General features: G+C 55.9%; 19 protein-coding genes. 8 read left to right on the top strand and 11 right to left on the bottom strand.

Going from position 1 to position 22,580, the window contains the following annotated elements:
• The first annotated feature begins 2 nt into the window (after window positions 1-2).
• Window positions 3-1,838, top strand: a complete 1,836-nt coding sequence (locus tag FQ179_RS21905; RefSeq protein WP_149399837.1) for an ATP-binding cassette domain-containing protein — start codon at window positions 3-5, stop codon at window positions 1,836-1,838.
• Window positions 1,835-2,593, top strand: a complete 759-nt coding sequence (locus tag FQ179_RS21900; protein ID WP_149399835.1) for an ABC transporter ATP-binding protein — start codon at window positions 1,835-1,837, stop codon at window positions 2,591-2,593. Before FQ179_RS21905 ends, FQ179_RS21900 begins: the two co-directional genes overlap by 4 nt.
• A 79-nt stretch (window positions 2,594-2,672) precedes the next feature.
• Here the strand turns inward: FQ179_RS21900 and FQ179_RS21895 are convergent, their stop codons facing one another.
• The 9 genes from FQ179_RS21895 to fdxA all read right to left on the bottom strand — a co-directional run bounded on the left by FQ179_RS21895 (window position 2,673) and on the right by fdxA (window position 10,610).
• Window positions 2,673-3,653, bottom strand: a complete 981-nt coding sequence (locus FQ179_RS21895; protein ID WP_149399833.1) for a branched-chain amino acid ABC transporter permease — start codon at window positions 3,651-3,653, stop codon at window positions 2,673-2,675.
• A complete protein-coding gene (locus FQ179_RS21890) occupies window positions 3,650-4,537 on the bottom strand; it encodes a branched-chain amino acid ABC transporter permease (RefSeq protein ID WP_149399831.1) in 888 nt (295 codons plus the stop codon). Before FQ179_RS21890 ends, FQ179_RS21895 begins: the two co-directional genes overlap by 4 nt.
• An 81-nt stretch (window positions 4,538-4,618) precedes the next feature.
• Window positions 4,619-5,830, bottom strand: coding sequence for an ABC transporter substrate-binding protein (locus FQ179_RS21885; protein ID WP_149399829.1), 1,212 nt, complete (start codon window positions 5,828-5,830; stop codon window positions 4,619-4,621).
• A gap of 80 nt (window positions 5,831-5,910) precedes the next feature.
• Entirely contained in the window at window positions 5,911-6,624 is a 714-nt protein-coding gene (locus FQ179_RS21880; protein WP_149399827.1) for an ABC transporter ATP-binding protein, read from the bottom strand.
• Entirely contained in the window at window positions 6,624-7,394 is a 771-nt protein-coding gene (locus FQ179_RS21875; RefSeq protein WP_149399825.1) for an ABC transporter ATP-binding protein, read from the bottom strand. The genes FQ179_RS21880 and FQ179_RS21875 overlap by 1 nt, the downstream gene beginning before the upstream one ends.
• A 92-nt stretch (window positions 7,395-7,486) precedes the next feature.
• Window positions 7,487-8,131 carry an endonuclease III gene (gene nth, locus FQ179_RS21870; protein WP_149399823.1) on the bottom strand — a complete coding sequence of 215 codons (645 nt, stop codon included), beginning with the start codon at window positions 8,129-8,131 and terminating at the stop codon, window positions 7,487-7,489.
• Window positions 8,128-8,754, bottom strand: a complete 627-nt coding sequence (gene rsxB, locus FQ179_RS21865; protein WP_149399821.1) for an electron transport complex subunit RsxB — start codon at window positions 8,752-8,754, stop codon at window positions 8,128-8,130. The genes nth and rsxB overlap by 4 nt, the downstream gene beginning before the upstream one ends.
• Window positions 8,755-8,810: 56 nt before the next feature.
• Window positions 8,811-10,037, bottom strand: a complete 1,227-nt coding sequence (locus FQ179_RS21860) for a polyhydroxyalkanoate depolymerase (RefSeq protein ID WP_149399819.1) — start codon at window positions 10,035-10,037, stop codon at window positions 8,811-8,813.
• Between the two features lie 249 nt (window positions 10,038-10,286).
• Window positions 10,287-10,610 (bottom strand): ferredoxin FdxA, encoded by a 324-nt coding sequence (gene fdxA, locus FQ179_RS21855; RefSeq protein WP_149399817.1) that lies wholly within the window; start codon window positions 10,608-10,610, stop codon window positions 10,287-10,289.
• Window positions 10,611-10,773: 163 nt separating this feature from the next.
• Between fdxA and pncB the strand changes: the two genes are divergently transcribed.
• A complete protein-coding gene (gene pncB, locus FQ179_RS21850; RefSeq protein WP_149399815.1) occupies window positions 10,774-11,949 on the top strand; it encodes a nicotinate phosphoribosyltransferase in 1,176 nt (391 codons plus the stop codon).
• Between the two features lie 57 nt (window positions 11,950-12,006).
• A complete protein-coding gene (locus FQ179_RS21845) occupies window positions 12,007-12,360 on the top strand; it encodes a RidA family protein (RefSeq protein ID WP_149399813.1) in 354 nt (117 codons plus the stop codon).
• A gap of 48 nt (window positions 12,361-12,408) precedes the next feature.
• Here FQ179_RS21845 and FQ179_RS21840 read toward each other — a convergent pair whose 3' ends face one another.
• Complete coding sequence (locus FQ179_RS21840; RefSeq protein ID WP_149399811.1) at window positions 12,409-12,924, bottom strand: flavodoxin family protein; 516 nt, start codon at window positions 12,922-12,924, stop codon at window positions 12,409-12,411.
• 84 nt (window positions 12,925-13,008) lie between these two features.
• Between FQ179_RS21840 and FQ179_RS21835 the strand changes: the two genes are divergently transcribed.
• From FQ179_RS21835 to accD, 4 genes are all read left to right on the top strand, one after another.
• Window positions 13,009-15,363, top strand: coding sequence for a bifunctional (p)ppGpp synthetase/guanosine-3',5'-bis(diphosphate) 3'-pyrophosphohydrolase (locus tag FQ179_RS21835; RefSeq protein ID WP_149399809.1), 2,355 nt, complete (start codon window positions 13,009-13,011; stop codon window positions 15,361-15,363).
• Window positions 15,364-15,453: 90 nt separating this feature from the next.
• A complete protein-coding gene (gene trpB / locus FQ179_RS21830) occupies window positions 15,454-16,653 on the top strand; it encodes a tryptophan synthase subunit beta (protein WP_149399807.1) in 1,200 nt (399 codons plus the stop codon).
• Between the two features lie 16 nt (window positions 16,654-16,669).
• Complete coding sequence (gene trpA, locus FQ179_RS21825) at window positions 16,670-17,533, top strand: tryptophan synthase subunit alpha (RefSeq protein WP_188074689.1); 864 nt, start codon at window positions 16,670-16,672, stop codon at window positions 17,531-17,533.
• Window positions 17,534-17,645: 112 nt separating this feature from the next.
• Window positions 17,646-18,518, top strand: coding sequence for an acetyl-CoA carboxylase, carboxyltransferase subunit beta (gene accD, locus FQ179_RS21820; protein ID WP_149399803.1), 873 nt, complete (start codon window positions 17,646-17,648; stop codon window positions 18,516-18,518).
• Between the two features lie 242 nt (window positions 18,519-18,760).
• On the opposite strand, the gene FQ179_RS21815 is transcribed toward accD, so the two are convergent.
• The gene (locus FQ179_RS21815) at window positions 18,761-22,237 is read right to left on the bottom strand and encodes an Rne/Rng family ribonuclease (protein WP_149399801.1); all 3,477 of its coding nucleotides are present in this window, start codon (window positions 22,235-22,237) and stop codon (window positions 18,761-18,763) included.
• Between the last annotated feature and the right edge of the window lie 343 nt (window positions 22,238-22,580).

The raw sequence follows: 22,580 nt of genomic DNA, 5'->3' as shown, positions 1-22,580 counted from the left end.
CCGTGAATCGCATATTGCTTATTGCCGTCATTGTGCTGCTGGCCCTGTTGCCTGCTCTGCCGGCGACACCAGAGTTCTGGATTACGCACCTTAATTACGTGGGGCTTTCTGCACTGGTTGTGCTGGGGCTTATTCTGCTGACTGGCGTGGGCGGCATGACGTCATTTGGCCAGGCAGCGTTTGTGGGCATTGGTGCCTATACCACCGCATGGATGACAACAGCGTTGGGCAGTTCTCCCTGGCTGGCTCTGGCGGCAGGCATACTGGTTACGGTGGTCATCTCTTATATTCTGGGTGCCATTACGCTCAGGCTTTCTGGCCATTACCTGCCACTGGGCACCATTGCCTGGAGCCTGTCGCTTTATTATTTATTTGGCAATCTTGGCTTTCTTGGTCAGTATGACGGCATAGCGGGGATTGCAGCGCTGAATGTCTTCGGCTTTTCGCTGGGCAGCGGGCGTCACATGTACTACCTGATCTGGGCAGTGCTGCTGCTGGCCATGTGGGCTACCCGCAATTTGCTTGATTCCCGCCCGGGGCGGGCGATACGGGCCTTGCGTGGCACGGGTGGCATGGCTGAGTCGTTTGGCGTCAATATGGCCACCTACAAGACCATTGTTTTTGTCTATGCGGCGGTGCTTGCTTCCATTTCGGGTTGGCTATATGCGCACATGCAACGCGCGGTCAGTCCCAGCCCATTTGGTCTGAATTACAGCATCGAGTATCTGTTTATGGCAGTGGTGGGCGGGGCGGGCAGCGTCTGGGGCGCTGTGCTCGGTTCAGGCCTAATTCTTACTCTGAAAGACCAGTTGCAAAACGTATTGCCGGCCCTGCTCGGAACCACCGCCAACTTCGAACTCATTGTATTTGGTGTGCTTATGGTGCTGGTGCTGCAGTACGCGCGTGATGGCGTGTGGCACATTCTGGTTACGTGGTGGTCGGTGCTGACAGGGGTTGTCGAAACCCGGCGTGTTGAACCTCCTCCGGTTGCGCGGGCCTTGCCGCAACGTGCCCGCCCCGAGAAAGGCACCCATGTGCTTGAAGTGGATGCCATCCGCAAAGAATTTGGCGGGCTGGTTGCCGTTAATGACATCAGTTTTACGCTTAAAGCGGGCGAAATCATGGGCCTGATAGGGCCCAACGGCGCCGGGAAAAGTACAACCTTCAACCTGATCACGGGTGTAACGCCTGCGACGCGGGGAGTCGTTCGGTTTCTGGACAAGCGGCTGGACGGTCTGCCGTCCCGCAAAATTGCCGATCTGGGGGTGGGGCGTACTTTCCAGCATGTACAACTGCTGCCCGGCATGACGGTAATTGAAAACGTGGCACTGGGCGCCCATTTGCGTAGCAAAGTTGGCGTATTGTCCGCGCTGCTGCATGTCGAGCGTCGCGAAGAGGCTGAGTTGCTGCACGAGGCGGCAAAACAGTTGCAGCGTGTGGGCCTGGGTGACTATCTGTACGAGCAGGCTGGCAACCTGGCGCTCGGCCAACAGCGTATTGTTGAAATTGCGCGTGCTTTGGCTGCTGACCCCGTGCTGTTGTTGCTGGACGAGCCCGCTGCAGGCTTGCGTTACAAAGAAAAGCAGGCGCTGGCAGGTGTGCTTGATCAACTGCGCGAGGAGGGTATGAGCATTCTGCTGGTAGAACACGATATGGATTTCGTAATGAATCTGACCGATCACATTGTGGTCATGGATTTTGGCACCAAGCTGGCCGAGGGCACGCCCGAGGTCATCCAGCGCGATCCTGCGGTGCTTGAAGCGTACCTTGGCGGTGTGGATGATGAGCTTGATGAAACCGTCGGTGTTTCTGCGCCCGCCCTGGGAGCCAGTGTATGAGTACGCCACGTCATCCCGTCTTGCAGGTCACCGACTTGTCAGCGCGCTATGGCAAAGTCCATGCGGTCTTGGGTGCCAATATTGCAGTTACGCGCGGCAGTATTGTCACGGTTATTGGCGGCAATGGTGCGGGTAAGTCGACCCTGCTCAATGCCATCATGGGCTCGTTGCCTGCGACGGGCAATTGCTCGGGCTCGGTACGCTATCTTGGCGCAGAAATCGGCACCTGGCAGGTTGAGCGTCGGGTCTCTGACGGCATTTCATTGGTGCCTGAACGACGCGAGCTGTTTGGCAGCATGACGGTTGAAGATAATCTGCTGCTGGGTGGTTTTCGTCTGTACCGGGCCGGCAAGCATGGCTGGCGTGAAACCATGGAAGAGGTCTACGACTTGTTTCCGCGCCTGCGTGAACGCCGTCAGCAGTTGGCCGGAACCCTGTCAGGCGGTGAACGCCAGATGCTGGCAGTAGGGCGGGCCTTAATGGCGCAGCCACAGTTGCTCATGCTGGATGAGCCCAGTCTGGGTCTGGCGCCACGCATCGCACGTGAAATCTTCCAGATCATTGCCCGTCTGCGCAGTACCGGTGTGGCCATCTTGCTGGTAGAGCAAAATGCCCGAGCAGCCCTGCAAGTGGCTGATTACGGCTATGTGCTGGAAACGGGTGAAGTCGTGCTTGAGGGCAAGGCAGACGAGCTTGCCCATAATCCGCGGGTTATTGAAAGTTATTTGGGCCTGGGTACGGCGCGTAAAGAGTAGCGTCATCACTATCATCCAAAAGCAAGAAAGCCCGGTTTACCGGGCTTTCTTGCTTTCAGGACGGTGTACTTACCAAGGCCTAGGCTTTAGATGCCCTTCGCCCCTTGAAATAAGCGCCCAGCTCGCCAACGATACCGCGACGGAAAGCCAGAACTGAAATAATAAAGATCAAGCCGATGACAATAGTTACAGACTCACCCAACGATCTGAACCAGTCTACGCCTGTGGTGTGGGCCAGAAAACGCCCGAACTCGCCCACTTTGTTTTCGAGCATGACCACGATAAAGGCGCCCAGCACGGGGCCTGTAAACGTGCCCAGCCCGCCGATCAGTGTCATCAGAATAACCATACCCGACATCTGCCATGTGGCGTCCGACAGGGTCGCTGATACAAACACCAGTGACTTGGTTGCGCCGGCGAGACCAGCCAGGGCTGCAGACAGTACGAAAGCCAACAGCTTGAAGTTGTCAACGTTGTAACCCAGCGAAATGGCGCGTGGTTCGTTTTCGCGAATGGCTTTCAGTACCTGACCAAATGGCGAGTTAACGGCGCGCCAGCATACAAAGTAGCCAAATATGAAAATTGCCATGACCAGGTAGTACAGGTTCAGGTCATTATGCAGATCGATACCGAAGACTTCTCCGCGAGGAATGCCTTGCAGCCCGTCTTCACCATGCGTAAAGGGTGCCTGCAGAAAGAAGAAGAACACCATCTGTGCCATGGCCAATGTAATCATGGCAAAGTAAATGCCACTGCGGCGTATGGCTAACAAGCCCATTACCAGGCCCAACAGGCCTGCGACAATCGTGCCAAACAGAAGCCCCATTGAGGTAGGTAGCCCCCATACCGCCAGCGCGTGGCCGGTTGCATAGGCAGCACTACCCAGAAAAGCAGCATGGCCAAATGACAGCAGGCCGGTATAGCCAAGAAGCAGGTTAAACGCGCAAGCGAACAAGGCGTAGCACATAATCTTCATGACGAAGATGGGGTATGCACCCAGCATAGGCAGCAATGCCAGCACGATGATGGCCAGCGCATAAACAATTAATTGACGGTTCATTTTTCTTTCCCGAACAAGCCAGCTGGACGCAGCAACAGCACAATAACCATAATGATGAACACCACGGTATTGGAGGCTTCTGGCCAGAATACTTTGGTGAAACCTTCAATCACACCCAGACCCAGGCCGGTAAGAATTGAACCCATAATCGAGCCCATTCCGCCAATAACTACCACAGCAAAAACGACAATGATCAGGTTGGAACCCATCAGTGGCGACACTTGCATAATGGGGGCAGCGAGCACGCCCGCAAAACCTGCCAGCCCGACACCAAACCCGTAGGTTAGCGTAATGAGCAGTGGCACGTTAACGCCGAAAGCCTCAACCAGCTTGGAGTTTTCGGTTCCTGCGCGCAAAAGGGCTCCCAGGCGAGTTTTTTCGATGACGAACCATGTCCCCAGACAGACGATAATCGACGCGATGACAACCCAGCCCCGATAGATGGGCAGGTACATAAAGCCAAGATTTACGCCACCTTTTAATAATTCGGGTGTCGGGTAAGGTTGCCCGGAAACGCCGTAAAAGCTGCGGAAAACACCTTCGATCAGCAATGTGAGGCCAAACGTCAGAAGCAAGCCGTACAGATGATCAAGCTTATATAAATGGCGGATGAGCGTGCGCTCAAGGATGATGCCGAACAGGCCAACGACTATGGGAGCGACTAACAGCATCGTCCAGTAGCCCAGCCCGAGGTACTGCAACCCCATCCAGGCGACAAAGGCCCCCAGCATGTACAGTGCGCCGTGGGCGAAGTTGATAACGTTGAGCAGTCCGAAGATAACGGCCAGGCCCAGTGAGAGAACGGCGTAAAACGAGCCGTTGACCAGGCCCAACAACAATTGCCCCAGCAGGGCCTGGATGGGTATGCCGAATATTGCAGTCATAAAGTCATGAAATGGTGGACGGAAAAGTCAGGTCCGGGTGGAAACGCGGGCCGGCTTGTGGCCGGCACCGCGCTCGTTACATTATTTTTTTAGCAAAGGGCAGGTGGATTCTGCAACGGACGTGTAAACCTGAGCACCTGGAAGTTTGGTGACCATATTGTAGTAGTCCCAATCTTTCTTGGACTCGTCAGGCTTTTTGACCTGCATTAGATACATGTCGTTGAGCACCCGACCGTCTTCACGCACCGTTGTGTCCTTGGTGAAGAAGTCATTGATTTTGTTTGACTTCATCCATTTCATGACGGTGTCCGCATCGTCGGTACCGGTTTCTTTTACGGCCTTCAGATAATACATGGTCGCCGAGTAGTCAGCAGCCTGAAGAAACGATGGCATGCGCTTGTGCTGGTCGAAAAAGCGCTGAGCCCATTTGCGCGATTCGTCATCCTGGTTCCAGTACCAGGCCGACGTCAGGTACATGCCCTGGGTTAGATCCAGGCCAAGTGCATGAATGTCATTAATGAACACCAGCATACCTGCCAGGTTCATGGTTTTGGTTACGCCAAATTCGTTGGCTGCCTTGACTGACGCGGTGAAGTCACCACCGGCATTGGCCAGTGCCAATATTTTTGCGCCAGAGGCTTGTGCCTGCAGCATATACGACGAGAAATCGGTAGTTGCCAGCGGGATTCTTACGTTGCCCAGTACCTTACCGCCTTCGGCTTCGACGACCTTGGTGGTGTCGCGTTCGAGCGCATGGCCAAAGGCGTAATCAGCCGTCAGGAAAAACCAGGTTTTGCCGCCGTTCTTGACCACAGCAGAGCCCGTACCACGGGCGAGCGCCACGGTGTCGTAAGCGTAATGGATGGTGTAAGGCGTGCACTGCGCATTGGTCAGGTTGGACGAGCCAGGCCCGATCGCAATAAATGGTTTTTTCTTGTCGGCAGCTACTGCCGCCATGGCCAGCGCTGTGGCCGAGTTGGTGCCACCTATGAGCATGTCGATATTTTGCTCGTCAAACCATTCGCGAGCCCGCGCTGAAGCAATGTCTGCCTTGTTCTGGTGATCGGCAACCAAAATTTCAATTTTCTTGCCGTTGACTTCACCGCCAAAATCTTTGATAGCCATTTTGATGGTGTCGCCGCCAGCGGAGCCGTCGATATCAGAATAAACGCTGGACATATCGGTAATAAAGCCGATACGGACCACATCGTTGGAGATGCCCGCCGCATATCCTGGGGCCGAAAAGCCGATGCCCGTTAGTGCCAACGCCGCAGTCAGAGTGCGTAGCTTCATGGTGATGTCTCCTTGTTGTCGATATAAATGTATTGTTTGTATTTTTTAGCCGGGCGAAGCCGGTTTGGAAAATCAGGCGTTTATACGCCCAGCAACGTGTTCAGGTCGTTTTGCCTGGCCGCCAGCTCGGAGGCAGCAAAGTGTTCAACGACCTGTCCATGCTCGATGACATAAAATCGGTCGGCAAGTGGCGCGGCAAAGTGAAAGTTTTGCTCGACCATTAAGATGGTGTAGCCCTTTGCTTTTAATGTGGAAATCATGCGGGCCAGCGCCTGCACAATAACCGGCGCCAGCCCCTCGGATATTTCATCGAGCAACAGCAAGTTGGCCCCGGTGCGCAGGATACGTGCGACGGCCAGCATTTGCTGTTCGCCGCCTGAAAGACGCGTGCCGGGTGAGTGCCTGCGCTCTTCAAGGTTGGGGAACATTTCATAGATTTCGGCCAAAGACATGCCGCCGCCAAGTGTGTCGCCCACGACGGGTGGTAACAGCAGGTTCTCTTCGCAAGACAGCCCGGCGAAAATGCCGCGCTCTTCAGGGCAGTAACCAATGCCCAGTTGCGCAATGCGATAGGTAGGCAGATTAATGGATTCAGTGCCCTGTACACGTATTGACCCCTTGCGGTCACCTGTAAGCCCCAGGATGGCACGTAGCGTGGTCGTGCGACCGGCACCGTTGCGGCCCAGTAGGGTGACAACCTCGCCATTGGCAACTTCAAGGTTTATGCCATGCAGGACATGCGATTCGCCATACCAGGCATGCAGGTCTTTAATTTCGAGTGCGTTTGCGGTCATTAGTGCGCCCCTTCAAGTTCGCCGCTGGTGGTGCCCATATAGGCCTCCATGACGTCGGGATTGCGTGACACTTCTTGGTACGACCCTTCTGCGAGAACTGAGCCTCTCGCTAGTACAGTGATTTTATCGGCGATCTGCGAGATAACGTTCATATTATGTTCGACCATCAGGATGGTGCGGCCTTCACTAACCTTTTTAATAAGCTGTGTTACACGGCTGACATCCTCGTGACCCATGCCCTGGGTTGGTTCGTCTAGCAACATGAGTTCGGGTTCCATGGCCAGCGTGGTAGCGATTTCGAGCGCCCGCTTGCGGCCATAAGGCAGGTTTACCGTGAGTTCGTCGGCAAACCCGTCCAGGTCTACCTGGTTGAGTAAATCGTGAGCCCGATCGTTCAGATCATTCAGACTGCGGTCGCTACGCCAGAACTGATATGACTTGCCCGTGGCTCGTTGCAGCCCTATGCGTACGTTTTCGAGAACGGAAAGCTGGGGAAACACCGCCGAAATCTGAAACGAACGGATAATGCCGCGTCGCGCGATATCGGAAGGTTTTGCGTGCGTAATTTCTTGGCCTGAAAAAAAGATTTTTCCGGACGTTGGAGTCAGAAACTTGGTCAGCAGATTGAAGCACGTGGTCTTGCCTGCCCCGTTGGGGCCAATGAGCGCATGGATATCTCCACGGCTGACCTGCAGGTTTACGTTATCGACCGCAACAAAGCCGCGGAACTCCTTGGTCAGGTTTTTTGTTTCGAGAATATATGTGCTCATGCCTGCAACAATGTTTGATATTTTTGATCGGTTGCTGGCAAGTATGCATGTTGGCGCATTAAAACACTATCGGGGTTTCTCATAGGGAAGGGCTATCCCCAATTAGGCCCTGTTTTGTGCTTGTACTCGCATAAATCGGAAATACCGCATTGCGGGCACTTTGGTGTGCGGGCCACGCATATGTAGCGTCCATGCAGAATCAGCCAGTGATGGGCGTCAAGCAAATATTCTTTAGGTATTGATTTTTCAAGCTTGCGCTCAACCTCAAGTACGGTTTTGCCTTTGGCGAGCCCGGTGCGGTTTGCAACCCGGAAGATATGTGTGTCGACGGCAATCGTTGGCTGGCCAAATGCTGTGTTCAACACCACGTTGGCGGTTTTTCGTCCGACCCCGGGCAGAGCCTCAAGGTCGGCGCGGTTGTCTGGCACCTGACTGCCGTGGCGTTCGATAAGTATGTGACAGGTTTTAATAACGTTGGCGGCCTTGGTTTTGTACAGGCCTATGGTCTCGATGCACTCGGCCAGACGCGCTTCGCCGAGTGCACTTAACCCCTCGGGTGTGCCATGTTCGGGGAAGAGTCTGCGTGTTGCCAGATTGACGGATCTGTCGGTAGCCTGGGCTGAAAGAATGACGGCAATGAGCAGTTGAAACGTGCTGGCGTATTCGAGTTCGGTGGTCGGTTTGGGGTTGGCGGCCTTTAGTCGGGCGAAAATTTCTTTGCGTTTTTGTGCATTCATGTTGTTTGTCGGCGCGCGCGTGCCCGGGCCAGGGCATCGGCGATTGCCTTTTTGCGTGCTTCGGGGTCGCTGCTGGTGGCGACGGGTGCTTTGTTCGAAAGTGTTCTGGCCGCCAGACCAGAAGGTTCATGATGAAGGCCCGAGAGCCGCTTTTGCCGCTGCAAGTGATGGGTGCGTGCGGTGTCGGCGCGTTCTTGCGTCCATGCGTACGGGGCAGGCACCATGGTGATGCAATCGACGGGACAAGGTTCAACACACAGGTCGCACCCTGTGCAAAGCTCTGGCAGCACCGTGTGCATTTGTTTGTTGGCCCCGATAATGGCGTCGACGGGGCAGGCCTGTATACATAAAGTACAGCCTATGCAGTGTGACTCATCGATGACGGCCAACTGGAGCACCATATGCTCGCCGCAGGACGTATCCAGGGGTAGAGGCGCGGTGCTCAGGAGTGCCGCTAGCGCGTCTATGCCTTCTTGCCCACCCGGGGGGCAACGGTTAATGGGGGCCTGACCCTGCGCGATCGCCTGGGCGTAGGGGCGGCAGCCGTCATACCCGCATTTGGTGCATTGGGTTTGGGGAAGAATCGCATCAATGCGATCGGCAAGAGACAGAGAAGTTGGCATAAAAATAAATCAGGGGCCCGCGTGGGCCCCTGGATGGCAAGCCTGGTAGGCTGACTTTATGTTGCCTGGCGTATGAATTTAGCTATTTTAGGACAAATCGTTTCGCGCCAGCGTCGTCCCGAGAAAATGCCGTAATGACCACAGCCCGGCGCGGTGTAGTGCATTTTGTTGCGCGCCGGAATGCTGCTGCACAGGTCATGCGCAGCTTGGGTCTGGCCTTCGCCCGAGATATCGTCAAGTTCGCCTTCAATGGTGAGCAGTGCAACTGAACTGATCGCTGACGGATCAACCGTTTGACCGTCAATGACCCAAGTGCCCGTTGGCAGTTGGTGCTCCTGGAAAACGATTTTGATAGTGTCCAGGTAGAACTCAGCCGACATGTCGAGCACGGCATTGTACTCATCGTAAAAGCGCCGATGCGCTTCGGCGTCAATGTCAGCGCCTTCGAGCAAGTGCACGTAAAAATCGTAATGTGACTTAACGTGCTTGTCGGGGTTCATGGCCATGAACCCCGCATGCTGCAAGAAGCCGGGGTATACGAGCCGCCCGGCACCTGGAAAGCGTGTAGGTACCCGCTCGATCAGGTTGTCTTCAAACCATTGGTATGGTTTGGTGGTGGCCAGGCGATTAACCTGTGTGGGCGAACGGCGTGTATCGATAGGGCCGCCCATCATGGTCATGCTGCGTGGTAGGTTAGGGTCGTTGTTCGAGGCCATGAGTGATATAGCCGCCAGTACCGGAACCGTAGGCTGGCAGACCGAGATCACGTGGGTTTCGGGGCCCAGATGCCGCAGGAACTCTTGTACGTAGCGTACATAGTCATTAAGGCGGAAGGCACCGTCAGAAACCGGTACCATTCGCGCGTCAACCCAATCGGTCACGTAGACGTCATGATTTGGCAGCAGCGCACGTACGGTATCGCGCAGCAGCGTGGCGTGGTGGCCCGACATGGGAGCGACCAGCAGTACGCGAGGGTCTTGGGCGTGTGAGCCAGCGCCCAGTCTGCGGAAATGAAGCAGATTACAGAAAGGTTTGCGCAGCACAACGTGCTCGCCTACCGTGACGCGCTTGCCGTCGATTTCGGTATGGTTCAGATCCCATGCGGGCTTCTCGTAGATCTTGCCCATGCGGTGGATGAGCTCATACGTTGCCGCGATCTGGCGTGAAACCGGTGTATAGGCTAACGGGCTTGCGGGGTGAGAAAAAATCTGCGACCCGGTGTCGGTAAACGCCGCAAGTGGCGTAAGAAAAGACCGTTGAAGCTCATGCAAGTCGTACAACATAATATGTGATCGCCTTATATCTGGTACTCGGAAGGTGCTTGTTTACTGTTGAAGGTTTTACTCAGCAGTAATCTGCATCAACGTTATGGCATAAGCTAATCACAATACGCGTTAATACGCCACTCGGGGTTTTTACCAGTGGTGCCTCTTTGTAAGCATAGTTTGCAGGAAAAAATGCCGTTTCTCCTAGGTGAGGGGCTGTTTTCGGGTGTACCCGTGTGTTGCGTTACAACAACGCCATAACAAGAATTAACGTTTCAGGTGAGGCAATTTGTCGGGTACGCCGTTCCAGTCGTCTGCATCAGGCAGTGGCGTCTTAGATCGGTTGATCATGCCGAACTCGGGAGAAAGCTCGGCATTGAGCGCAATAAAGTGCACCTGATCTTGCGGCACATCTTCTTCAGCAAAAATCGCATTGGCTGGGCACTCTGGCACACAGACGGCGCAATCAATGCACTCGTCGGGGTCAATAACCAGGAAATTTTCGCCTTCGCGAAAGCAATCAACCGGGCATACGTCGACACAATCGGTAAATTTACACTTAATACAGTTTTCGGTGACCACATGAGTCATTTTTAAGCTCCAACATCAGACTTTTCCGATTTTAACCGTTATATAAAGGAAAGCCCTGATTGACCTGTTGGTAGTGTTGGTTTTCGATTTGCAAGGTGAACCATGCAGAGGGATACCGGCCTGCATTGTGATATGGTAAGCGAAATTTTCTCGCAGAAACGCAATGATAATTACCTCATTACTCGATACCGACCTGTACAAGTTCACGATGATGCAGGTAGTTCTGCACCAGTTTCCTGCTGCGCAGGTCGAGTACCGTTACAAGTGTCGAACGCCAAACATTAACCTGGCGCCTTACCTCGATGAAATTCGGCAAGAGGTGCATGCTCTGTGCCAATTGCGGTTTACTGAAGAAGAGCTGCAGTACATACGGGCGCTTCGGTTTGTGAAAAGTGATTTTGTTGATTTTTTGGGTTTGTTTCATCTGCCCGAAAAATGCATACATATAGGGCCGGGCAGTCTCCCGGGCGAAATTGACATTACTGTCAAAGGGCCGTGGTTACACACCATTTTGTTCGAGATTCCGGTGCTTGCCATTGTCAATGAAGTGTATTTTCGCAATGTGTGTCGTGAGCCAGCCTGGGAAGAAGGCCGCTCGCGTTTGCAGAAAAAAATGGGGCTGGTCATTGATGACCCCGCTCTGGCTGACTTCAGGGTGGCCGAGTACGGCACGCGCCGTCGCTTCTCAAAACAGTGGCACGAAGAGGTGGTTACCACCATGAAGGCGCAGATGGGGCCACATTTTGCCGGCACCAGCAACGTACTATTCGCCATGAAGCATGGGGTTACGCCGCTAGGCACTATGGGCCATGAATACCTGCAGGCTTGCCAGGCATTGGGGCCGCGGCTTCGTGACTCACAGGTGTACGCGCTTGAAGTATGGGCCAAAGAGTACAGAGGTGACTTGGGCATTGCTTTGTCTGACGTCTACGGCATGGATGCTTTCTTGCGTGACTTTGACATGTATTTTTGCAAGCTGTTTGACGGCGCACGCCATGATTCGGGCGACCCTTTTGTATGGGGTGAGCGCCTGCTGGCGCATTACGCCAATAATCGCGCTGATCCTCGCACCAAGACTTTAGTCTTTTCAGATGCGCTCACGATTCCACTTGCCATTGATCTGGCCAAGCGATTTGCCGGACGCTGCAAGGTTTCTTTCGGAATCGGAACCAATCTCACCAATGACCTTGGCCACGAGCCTCTGCAGATCGTCATGAAAATGGTTCGCTGCAATGGGCAGCCTGTTGCCAAAGTTTCGGACGCTCCCGAAAAAACAATGTGCGACGACCCCGCCTACCTGGCTTATCTGCGCCAAGTGTTTCAGTTGCCGCCGGCCTGATACTTGCTGATGGGGGTGAAAGCCCACCGGCAAGTTTCAAAATTTCTGGAGCGCACTATGACGGAACTAGAACGTGTCAACGTCGAAAAACGGCTCTCGGATATGGCCGTTTATAACGGCGTGGCATATCTCGCGGGGCAGGTGCCCGACGACCCGAGCCTGGATATTCAGGGCCAAACGAGACAGGTTTTAAGCAAAGTTGACCAGCTTCTTGCCACGGCCGGCAGTGGTAAGGCATGCATTTTGATGGTGCATATTTACCTTGCGAACATGAAAGAGTTCGAGGGTATGAATAAAGCCTGGGATACCTGGGTCGCGGTTGCCGACGCACCTCCGCGTGTCGCCATTGAAACAAGGCTGGCCAACCCTGATTACAAAATAGAAGTTGTCGTTACGGCGGCAGTGCCCTGAGTACGCATGCTTTGTGCTCAAGGGCTGGCGGTGGGCACGGATCCAGTGTTACAGAAGCAGGGCTGCCAGGGTTCCACCGTGGGTGGCTGCAGCCTCCAGATCAGCTGGCTTTAGCGTTTTTGGAGCCAGTATTGCCTCGGGTGTCTGCGCATTGGTGTTAACAATAAGCGGAGGGCAGGCGGCGGTGAGACGCCATCCGGTGCAAATGCGCTCGGCCTGGCGTAGCGCATTCTGGCCGTCTGAGCCTGCACTGATCATCAGGGCATAAGGTCGCCCGTTTAACTGATCAAGCACAGGGTAGTAATTTCGGTCGAAAAACTCTTTCATGGCGCCGCTGAGCGCCGCAAGGTTTTCGGGGGCACAGAACAAGTAGGCGTCAGCACTTAAAAGATCATGTGGCTGCGCGTCATCTGCGGCTTTCATTACAATACGGAAACGCTGGGTCGCCTGTAATGTTCGGGCAATATCAATAGCCCCTCGTTCAGCCGCCATGGCCAGTTGCTTTGAGGCGCCGGTACGTGAGTGCCAGACGACCAGCAGTGTTTTAATGTCAGGTGACGCCATATGCCTTTCATAGTGGTTGTCTGCCAGACCAGATAGTATAGGCTGAGCTTCAGCATTTATTTTTGCGCCAGGTTTTATACCAGTATGACTAATCCAGATTCGTCAAATAATGCTGCGCCGCCCTTCGACCCGCTCTGGCTGGACGAGGCAGGGGCGGGCCTGGACGAACAAGGTCTCGAACTGCTTGGCAAGGCCGCGCAGTGGGTGCGCACCCCATTGGCCGGCATACGCGCAAGCACGGGTGAACCCATTATCGATCATTGTGCGGGCGTCGCCCGTATTCTGGCGCAGCTGGGTACCGATGCCCAAACCCGCGCCAGTTCGTTGCTGGCGGTGCTGCCAGAGCATCAGCCGGCAAGTTCATCCGCTGCGAACCGTGATCCTTTGCTCAAGGCATTTGGCAGTGACGTCATGTCGCTGGTGCTCGGAACCCGAGCCTTGTTGCGTTTGGGGCATTTGGCGGGCAAAGCTTCCGAAAGTGCGGCACTGGGTACTGAGCAGAAGGAAATGCAGCGCAAAATGCTGCTGGCCATGGCTGCCGACCTGCGCATCGTGTTAATGCGACTGGCGTCACGGTTGCAGTCTTTGCGTTGGTTTGCAAGTTCTCGCACTGAGTGCCCCAAGGCGTTTGCTCGAGAAACCTTTACGCTCTACACGCCATTAGCCAACCGTCTGGGCATATGGCAGGTCAAATGGGAAATGGAAGACTTGGCGTTTCGCTTTCTTGAGCCCCAAACCTACAAGGCCATTGCTGGCAAGCTCGAAGAAAAACGTGTTGAGCGCGAGGCGTTTATATCAGCGGCCGTGCTCAATATGCAGGCCACGCTTAAAGAGGCAAATATTCAGGCCGAGGTGTCAGGCCGACCCAAACACATTTACAGTATCTGGAACAAAATGCGCAACAAAGGGCTGGAATTCAACCAGCTGTTTGATTTGCGCGCACTGCGCATTATTGTGAATGATGAGCGCGCCTGTTATGGCGTGCTGGCGTTGGCCCATTCCTTATGGACGCCAATGTCAGACGAGTTCGATGACTATATCTCAAGGCCTAAACCCAACGGTTATCGCTCCTTGCACACAGTGGTCACTGATCAGGCAGGGCGGCCGTTCGAAATTCAGATACGCACCCGCGAAATGCATGAGTTTGCGGAGTACGGCATGGCTGCCCATTGGCGTTACAAAGAGGCCGGCCGTCAGGGTGGCGAGGTTGCTGCGCGCAGCGCTTATGACCAAAAGATAGCGTGGATGCGTCAGCTTCTGGCCTGGGAAAAAGACCACCCTGCTACGGGTGCGTCGGGGCAAGCTGGGGATGTGGCCGCTGCGGCAGCGGCGGGTTTGGCGAAAGCGCAGCAAGGTGCGGGGGCAGGCCAGGGGCAGATGTCCGAGGGTAACCTGCATGCTGCACAGTCAGGCACTGAAAAACCGCCGCGCCGCCAAGAAGAATTTATTTATGTACTTACGCCGCAGGCACGCGTTGTAGAGCTGCCGGTAGGCGCCACGCCGGTTGATTTTGCCTACCGCCTGCACACCGATCTTGGCCATCGCTGCCGGGGTGCCAGGGTCGATGGCCAAATGGTGCCGTTGCAAACCCGTCTCGCGACTGGCCAGACGGTTGATATCATTTCGGCCAAGTCTGGTGGCCCCTCTCGCGACTGGCTCAATCCTCAGTTGGGTTTTCTGGCCAGCCAACGGTCACGGGCAAAGGTGCGTGCCTGGTTTAATGCCATTGAGTTGCAGCAGCGTATCGCTCAAGGCCAGAATATGGTTGAAAACGAACTGCGGCGCCTGGGCAAGACAGCAATCAACCTTGAACAGTTGGCCCAGCAACTCGAGTTTGCGCGTGCAGATGATCTGTACGTGGCTGTTGCCAAAGAAGAGTTCAGCCTGCGGCAGATTGATTATCTGCTTACCGGCAGAGCCCGGCCGGGCGAAGCAGATACTGACGCCGAGGCCGAAGCCCGTATATATGCCAGTGGTAGCGCAAATGTTGCGCGCACCGGAAAGAGTGGCGTGCTTGTTGTGGGCGTGGACGCGCTCATGACGCAGTTGGCGAGGTGCTGCCGCCCTGCACCTCCCGACACGATAGCCGGTTTTGTAACGCGCGGCAGAGGGGTGTCCATCCATCGCAGCGATTGCTCCGCGTATGCGGCGCTCGCGGTCAGGCATCCTGAGCGCCTTATTGACGTAGACTGGGGGGATACGGGCGAAGCCTTGTATCCTATCGATATCAGCATTCATGCTCCTGAACGTCCCAATCTGTTGCGGGATCTCTCCGAGGTTTTTGCGAAGCTGCGGCTCAAAGTGGTGGGCGTCAATACGCACAGCAGGCGGTCCCTGGCACATATGGTGTTCACGATCGAAGTGAAAAGTGGCGAACAAATTAGCCGGGCCCTGGCGGCGCTCAATGAGTTGTCAGGGGTTCAGGCTGCGCGACAGTAGCCCTTGCCCGGGCCGGGGCTGTTAAAATAGTCGTTTTTTCGCGTGCGGGCCGGGTGGCCGCGGCGCCTTCCCGTTTTAGAGAGTAATGCCTTGACGACCTATACCCTGCCCAATGAAAGCGGGCATTTCGGCCAGTACGGAGGCTCTTTTGTTTCCGAGACACTGGTGCATGCACTAGACGAACTTCGGGCCGCTTACGAAAAATATCGCAACGACCCCGAGTTTCTTGCCGAGTTTGCCTATGAACTCAAGCATTTTGTTGGCAGACCCAGTCCGGTTTATCACGCCAAGCGGTGGTCCGAGCAACTGGGTGGTGCGCAAATCTGGTTCAAGCGCGAAGATCTCAACCATACCGGCGCACACAAAATTAACAACTGCATGGGGCAGATTCTCCTGGCCCGTCGCATGGGCAAGCCGCGCATCATTGCAGAAACCGGTGCTGGTCAACATGGCGTAGCAACAGCTACGGTGGCCGCCCGCTATGGCCTCGAGTGCGTGGTGTACATGGGTAGTGAAGACATACGTCGGCAAACCTCCAATATGTACCGCATGAAACTGCTCGGTGCCAAAGTGGTGCCGGTGGAGTCTGGCTCGCGTACGCTTAAAGATGCGCTCAACGAAGCCATGCGAGACTGGGTCACTAACGTCGAAAACACGTTCTACATCATTGGCACTGTTGCCGGTCCGCACCCGTATCCTGCCATGGTGCGTGACTTCCAGTCTGTCATCGGGCAAGAGTGCCTCGAACAGATGCCTGCCGAAACGGGGCGCCAGCCTGACTTTGTAGTGGCATGCGTGGGTGGCGGCTCCAATGCCATGGGTATTTTCTATCCTTATATTGAAAACCCACAGGTTCAGCTGGTCGGGGTCGAAGCCGCCGGCGAAGGCATCCAGACAGGCCGTCACGCAGCATCGTTGAACGCGGGTTCGGTAGGCGTGCTGCACGGTAACCGTACTTACGTCATGCAAGATAGCGACGGGCAGGTAATGGAGACCCATTCCATTTCGGCCGGCCTCGACTACCCAGGTGTCGGGCCCGAGCATGCCTGGCTCAAAGACAGCGGGCGTGCCAGTTATGCCAGTGTTACTGATGAAGAAGCTCTGGCTGCGTTCCACCACTGTTGCCACCTCGAGGGTATTATGCCTGCGCTCGAGTCAGCGCACGCCCTTGCACATGCGGCACGGCTGGCGCCCAGCTTGGCGCGCGACAAGATTATTCTCGTCAATTTGTCTGGAAGAGGCGACAAAGACATGCACACTGTGGCCGACCTAAGCGGCATGAGCCTGTAAGGCCGGGGATATCATGATTTCATCCAATACACGCCTAAAGGCGGCGTTCGAAGCAACCCGCAAAGCGGGGCGTACAGCGCTCATTCCTTATGTCACTGCCGGTTATCCGTCGCTTACCGTTACGCCTGCACTCATGCATGCGTTGGCGGCGGCAGGCTCCGACGTCATTGAGCTTGGCGTGCCGTTTTCCGACCCTATGGCCGATGGCCCGGTTATTCAGCAATCGTCGGAGCTGGCAATTCGCGGTGGTACCGGCTTGCGCCAGGTTCTTGACATGGTGGCCGAGTTTCGCCAAACCAACCACACCACACCCGTGGTGCTCATGGGGTATGCCAACCCTATAGAACATATGGGTCAGGCTACATTTGTCGACGCTGCTGCTAAGGCGGGCGTTGATGGCGTGCTGGTGGTTGATTACCCACCCGAAGAGGTGCACGAGTTTTCTGCACTGCTTGTTGCGGCGGGCATTGATCTCATTTTTCTGCTTGCGCCTACCTCTACCGACGAGCGTATTCGCAAGGTTGCCAGTGTGGCACGTGGCTATGTGTATTATGTTTCGCTAAAAGGTGTTACCGGCGCAGGTAATATCGATACCGACGACGTGGCCCGACATGTTGCCCGAATCCGGCAGTATGTTTCCATACCTGTGGGTGTAGGCTTTGGCATTCGCGATGCCGAGAGCGCCCAACGACTCTCCGAGTGCGCTGATGCCGTCGTCATAGGCAGCAAGCTTATCCAGACCATGACTGCGGCGGTCGATAGTGCCCTTGAGCAAGGGCACGACGCACAGCAGGCTGATCAGGCAGCTGTCGCAGCGGCCGCAGACTGGCTGGCGGGTATTCGGCAGGCGCTGCCCGACGGGAGCAAAAAATTTGACTGAGGTGGTGGCCGTGGCAGTTGGCCTTTTACAGGGCCGGCCAGAAAGGCAACCCACTAATGACACAACAGAACAACAGCCCGGCTACAGGCCGGGCCTTCATCAGGAATGAACCATGAGCTGGATCGATAAAATTCTGCCGCCGCGCATCAATCGCAATGAAGGCGCGAGACGCGTGCCAGAGGGCCTGTGGGTCAAGTGCCCATCTTGCGAATCTGTCCTCTATAAAGAAGACCTCAAAGCCACCCTCAATGTCTGCCCTAAGTGTGATCATCATCTGCGCATAGGCGCGCGTGAGCGCATTGATGCCTTGCTCGACCCGGAAGGTCGTACAGAAATCGGGCAAGATACACGCCCCATGGACCCGCTCAAGTTTCGCGACAGCCGCAAATACCCGGAAAGGGTGTCTGAAGCCACACGGCTCACTGGCGAAAGTGAAGCCATGGTGGTCATGAGTGGTTCTATTCTGGCGGTTCCGGTTGTATTGGCCTGCTTTGAGTTCGCCTTTATGGGCGGCTCCATGGGTTCGGTAGTGGGCGAGCGTTTTGTACGCGGGGCCCGCGAGGCCATCAAAAACCGTACACCATTTATTTGTGTTGCTGCATCAGGTGGCGCGCGCATGCAAGAAAGCTTGTTTTCTCTGCTGCAAATGGCCAAAACTAATGCCATGCTTACCCGGCTCTCGGCTGAAGGTCTGCCATTTATTAGCATTCTTACCGACCCGACCATGGGCGGTGTCTCGGCCAGTTTTGCTTTTATGGGCGATGTGGTCATTGCAGAACCCAAGGCACTGATCGGCTTTGCCGGCCCCCGAGTCATTGAGCAGACGGTACGTGAAACGCTGCCAGAAGGCTTCCAGCGTTCAGAGTTTTTGCTCGAGAAGGGTGCCATAGACATGGTGGTGGATCGTCGCGAAATGCGCAACGAACTGGCACATTTGCTGACGCTGCTTGCGCGCCAGCCCGTCGACGTTATCGCCAAAGCCTGATCCAGACACACGCACACAGCAAACCCCGTGCACTTCAGGTCAGCCTCTGGCCAAGTCTGAGCACCACGTGATGCACGGGTGCTAAATATATATAGCGCATTAAGCCGTAGCAACCGTTGTTGCAGTAAGTAAAACACCCCAAAGGCATGGATGATATCCAGGCTTTTGGGGTGTTTTTTTGCTTACCAGGTGTTGATGCCGCCCTGGCACGGAGCACGAAGGCCCGCGCCAGGGTAGACGGTTTACTGCGTTTCTACCTGTTTGAGCGGCTCGTCAGTAGTGACAGTGGCAGGCTTGCGTGACCGACCAAGGCGCACTGGCGGTGTGGTTGGCAAGGGCTGTGCGACAGCCTTTGTTTCGACCATCTGCATATCTGTATTTGCCAGAATTTGCTCCAGTGATGACGTTTTGCCGTTTAGAGCGCTTGCTGCCTGTTGGGCTTGCTCAGCGGTGGCTTTACCATCGCTGGCATCTGTGTCGGCATGTGCCGGCACTGCGTCGCTTTGGGTGCTTGCCGCCAGCGAGCCGGCTACCTCGTCAACCTCAGCGGGTTCGGCGAGCTGTTGCGCTGGCTTTTCGGCATTAGCCTGGGCTTGAACCGGAGTGTCGGCTTGGGCTTGAACTGGTGCATCAGGCAGTGCCTGGGCCTGAGCAGTGTCCACATTGGCGTTAGCTTCAACCAGCGTTTCTGTGACAGCAACCTCTTTGGCTTCAGCCGGCGTACTTGCCGCTACCGGTTGGCTGTGTGTGGCTGCCGGCGATGCAGAAGCTTGCTCGCTGATGTCTGCGGGCATGAGTTGCTCATCAGCGACCTGGGTGGGCGTAGCGTGTGCCGGCTTTTGGGGCGCGGAAGCTGATTGCTCGTGGCTAGCCTGACTTTGCAATGGTTCTGCGCGGTCGCTAGCAGTTGCTGCTGGCTTTGCCTGGGCGTCGTCTGCGTGCTTGGGAGTTGCTTCAGATGCGTTGGCCGACACAGACTTCTCATCAGACTGCTTGCTGGTGACAGCAATGTGTGCAGCGGTAGAGGTGTCCGCGTCAGTCGTTGTTGCTGCCGGGCTGTCTGTACCGATAGTGCCCTTGCCAGCTGCGGTGGCGACCAAAGATGCCGAAGCGATAGCGCTTGGGCCAGCCTCTGCTGTGTTGGCTTGTGCCGACACGGCGTCTGCTTGTACTTTTTCAGCATGCTCAGGGTTTGTTCGCTGGCGCGTGCTGACAGGTTGAGCGGGCTGTGCTTCTTGAGCGTTGAGCGACTGATCTCCCTGGCGGGTAGCGATGGGCGGCAAACCTGCAGGATGGAAGGAAGGCGTTTCATGAGATACAAAAGCGACTGATTCATCAGACGAGCTTTCATCATCTTCCTGCATGTCAGTGCTGGCTTCGGCAGCGGAACCTTCGCCATTGCGACGGCCACGACGGCTACGGCGGCGGCGACGCTTGCGCTCTGGATCGCCCTGACCATTGTCGGCTGAATTGTCGTCGCCTGCATTGGTATCGAGGGCCTGGCTTTCGAGCTCCTCTTGGTCAGCCGGTGCTTGAGCGACCGGTGTCACCGTGGCCGGTGTTGTGATGGTGGCGGCGTTTTCAACGTTAGCGGCGACAGCGGCACCAGCTACTGGCAGTACACCGGTGTCGAGCTCGACATTATCAGACTGAGTTTCGCTGCGACGATTGCGGCCACGACCGCGCCGGTTTCGATTATTGCGTGTGTTTGCACCCGCGTTTTCGGTTTCTGAGGTTTCGCTGCTTGGGATAGTGGTCGCATCTTGAACCGCGTCGCTTGCTTGACGGGGTTCTTGCGCTGGCTGACGACGACCACGGCCGGACGGCGCTTGCTCTGCCTTGCCCTCGACGTCATGACGACGGTCGCGACGGGGGCGTGAACGGTCGCCGCCGACGCGCTGCCGCTCGCCGCTACGGTGCTGGCGACCGCGCTCGCCGCGTGCTGGCGTTTCGCTGGCAGGTTTGGCTTCTGGCTGGGCTGTCTGGGTTGATGTAGCACTGCCCGTTAGCCAATTGATGATGCGCTTGAACAGACCTAGCCCGTCTTGCGCAACACGTGTTGTAGCGACGGCTGCAGCCACTGCCACTGGGGTGGGTTCGTGGCGCGGTGCGGGTTGTGCGTGGCTGAGGCTTTTGACCAGAGCTTCGGGGCGAGCCTTTTGGTCGAGCGCCTTGTTGGGCACCCAGGTTGTTGGGGTTTCTGGCTCGGTAACCAGCTCGAAGCTGGTCTTGACTTCTTCGAGGCGCGGATCATCATGACGCAGACGTTCGATGTGATGATGCGGCGTTTCGAGATTTTTGTTGGGGATAAGAACCAGATTAACCTTGAGGCGTGCCTCAATCTTGGCAATGTCGCTGCGCTTTTCGTTAAGCAGAAATGTGGCGACTTCGACGGGTACCTGGGCATGCAGGGCGGCTGTGCCTTCCTTCATGGCCTCTTCCTGCAGCAGTCGCAGAATCTGCAAGGCGCTGGACTCGGCGTCGCGCACGACACCGGTGCCGTTGCAGCGAGGGCAGGTAATGTGTGAGCCTTCGTTCAGGGCGGGGCGCAGGCGCTGACGCGAGAGCTCCATGAGGCCAAAACGAGATATTTTGCCCATTTGCACACGGGCCCGGTCGAAATGGAGCGCATCACGCAGCCGCGTTTCGACAGCGCGCTGGTTTTTGTTGTCTTCCATATCGATGAAGTCGATGACGATCAGGCCGCCGAGGTCGCGCAGGCGCAATTGGCGGGCCACTTCGTCGGCGGCTTCCTGGTTGGTGCGCATGGCCGTTTCTTCGATGTCGGCACCGCGCGTGGAACGCGCCGAGTTGACGTCAATGGCCACGAGTGCTTCGGTGTGGTCGATGACAACCGAGCCGCCCGATGGCAGCTGTACCGTACGCGAATAGGCCGTTTCGATCTGGTGTTCGATCTGGAAACGTGAGAACAGGGGGATATCGTCACGATAGCGTTTTACACGCTGGACGTTGTCGGGCATAACCACGCTCATGAAGGCGGTGGCTTGCTCGTGGATGTCGTCGGTGTCGATGAGGATTTCACCGATATCAGGCGAGTAGTAGTCGCGGATGGCGCGGATGACCAGGCTGGACTCAAGGTAAATGAGTACAGGTGCCGGGTTGTCGCGGGCGGCGCTGTCAATGGCACCCCAGAGCTGCATCAGGTAGGAGAGATCCCATTGCAGTTCTTCGACGCCGCGGCCTATGCCTGCGGTGCGGGCAATAATGCTCATGCCCGCGGGCAGGTCGAGCTTGTCCATGGTTTCACGCAGTTCTTGCCTGTCTTCGCCCTCGACGCGGCGCGATACGCCGCCGCCGCGAGGATTGTTTGGCATCAGTACAAGATAGCGGCCAGCCAGGGAAATAAATGTAGTAAGCGCGGCCCCTTTGTTGCCGCGCTCTTCCTTTTCTACCTGGATGATGAGTTCCTGGCCTTCAGCCAGGGCATCCTGGATGCGCGCGCTGCGCACATCGACACCCTCTTTGAAATAGGTACGTGCGACTTCTTTAAAGGGCAGGAAGCCGTGGCGATCTTCACCGTAGTTAACGAAGCAAGCTTCCAGACCTGGCTCGATACGGGTTATGACGCCTTTATAGATATTGCCTTTGCGCTGTTCGCGCCCGGCAGTCTCGATGTCGAGGTCGATGAGTTTCTGACCATCGACGATAGCGACGCGTAGTTCTTCTTGGTGCGTCGCATTGAACAACATTCTTTTCATGAGGTGATTCTCCGTAGTCATGGCGCACCGTAAATCGGCGCACGACCGCGGGTCACTCGGTGTGTGGCGCTAAATCTGCAAAGAAGGCCTGGCTGACACGTGTCAGGCAGTGCCCTCCGGGTGTCTGGAAGGCACGGCGCACCTGTGGGTACGAGGTTCAGTCAGCAGGATGATCTGGTTCACTATAGTGGATTGACAGAGGTTGCTGGGAACGTCAGTCGCGTGGTTTATTTCGCGGCTGGTGCATACAAAAGATGACAAATTCTGCAAAAGATTCAGCGTCGCACGCGGGTGCCAGCAACGATGCAGGAAGCCGGCAAATCTGCCGCACCACTTGCTGCAT

Origin of the sequence: Pusillimonas sp. ANT_WB101 (assembly GCF_008369125.1) — a bacterium.
Classification (GTDB): domain Bacteria; phylum Pseudomonadota; class Gammaproteobacteria; order Burkholderiales; family Burkholderiaceae_B; genus Allopusillimonas.
The sequence above is the reverse complement of the archived record's forward strand: the minus strand, read 5'-3'. Positions and strand labels throughout refer to the sequence as shown.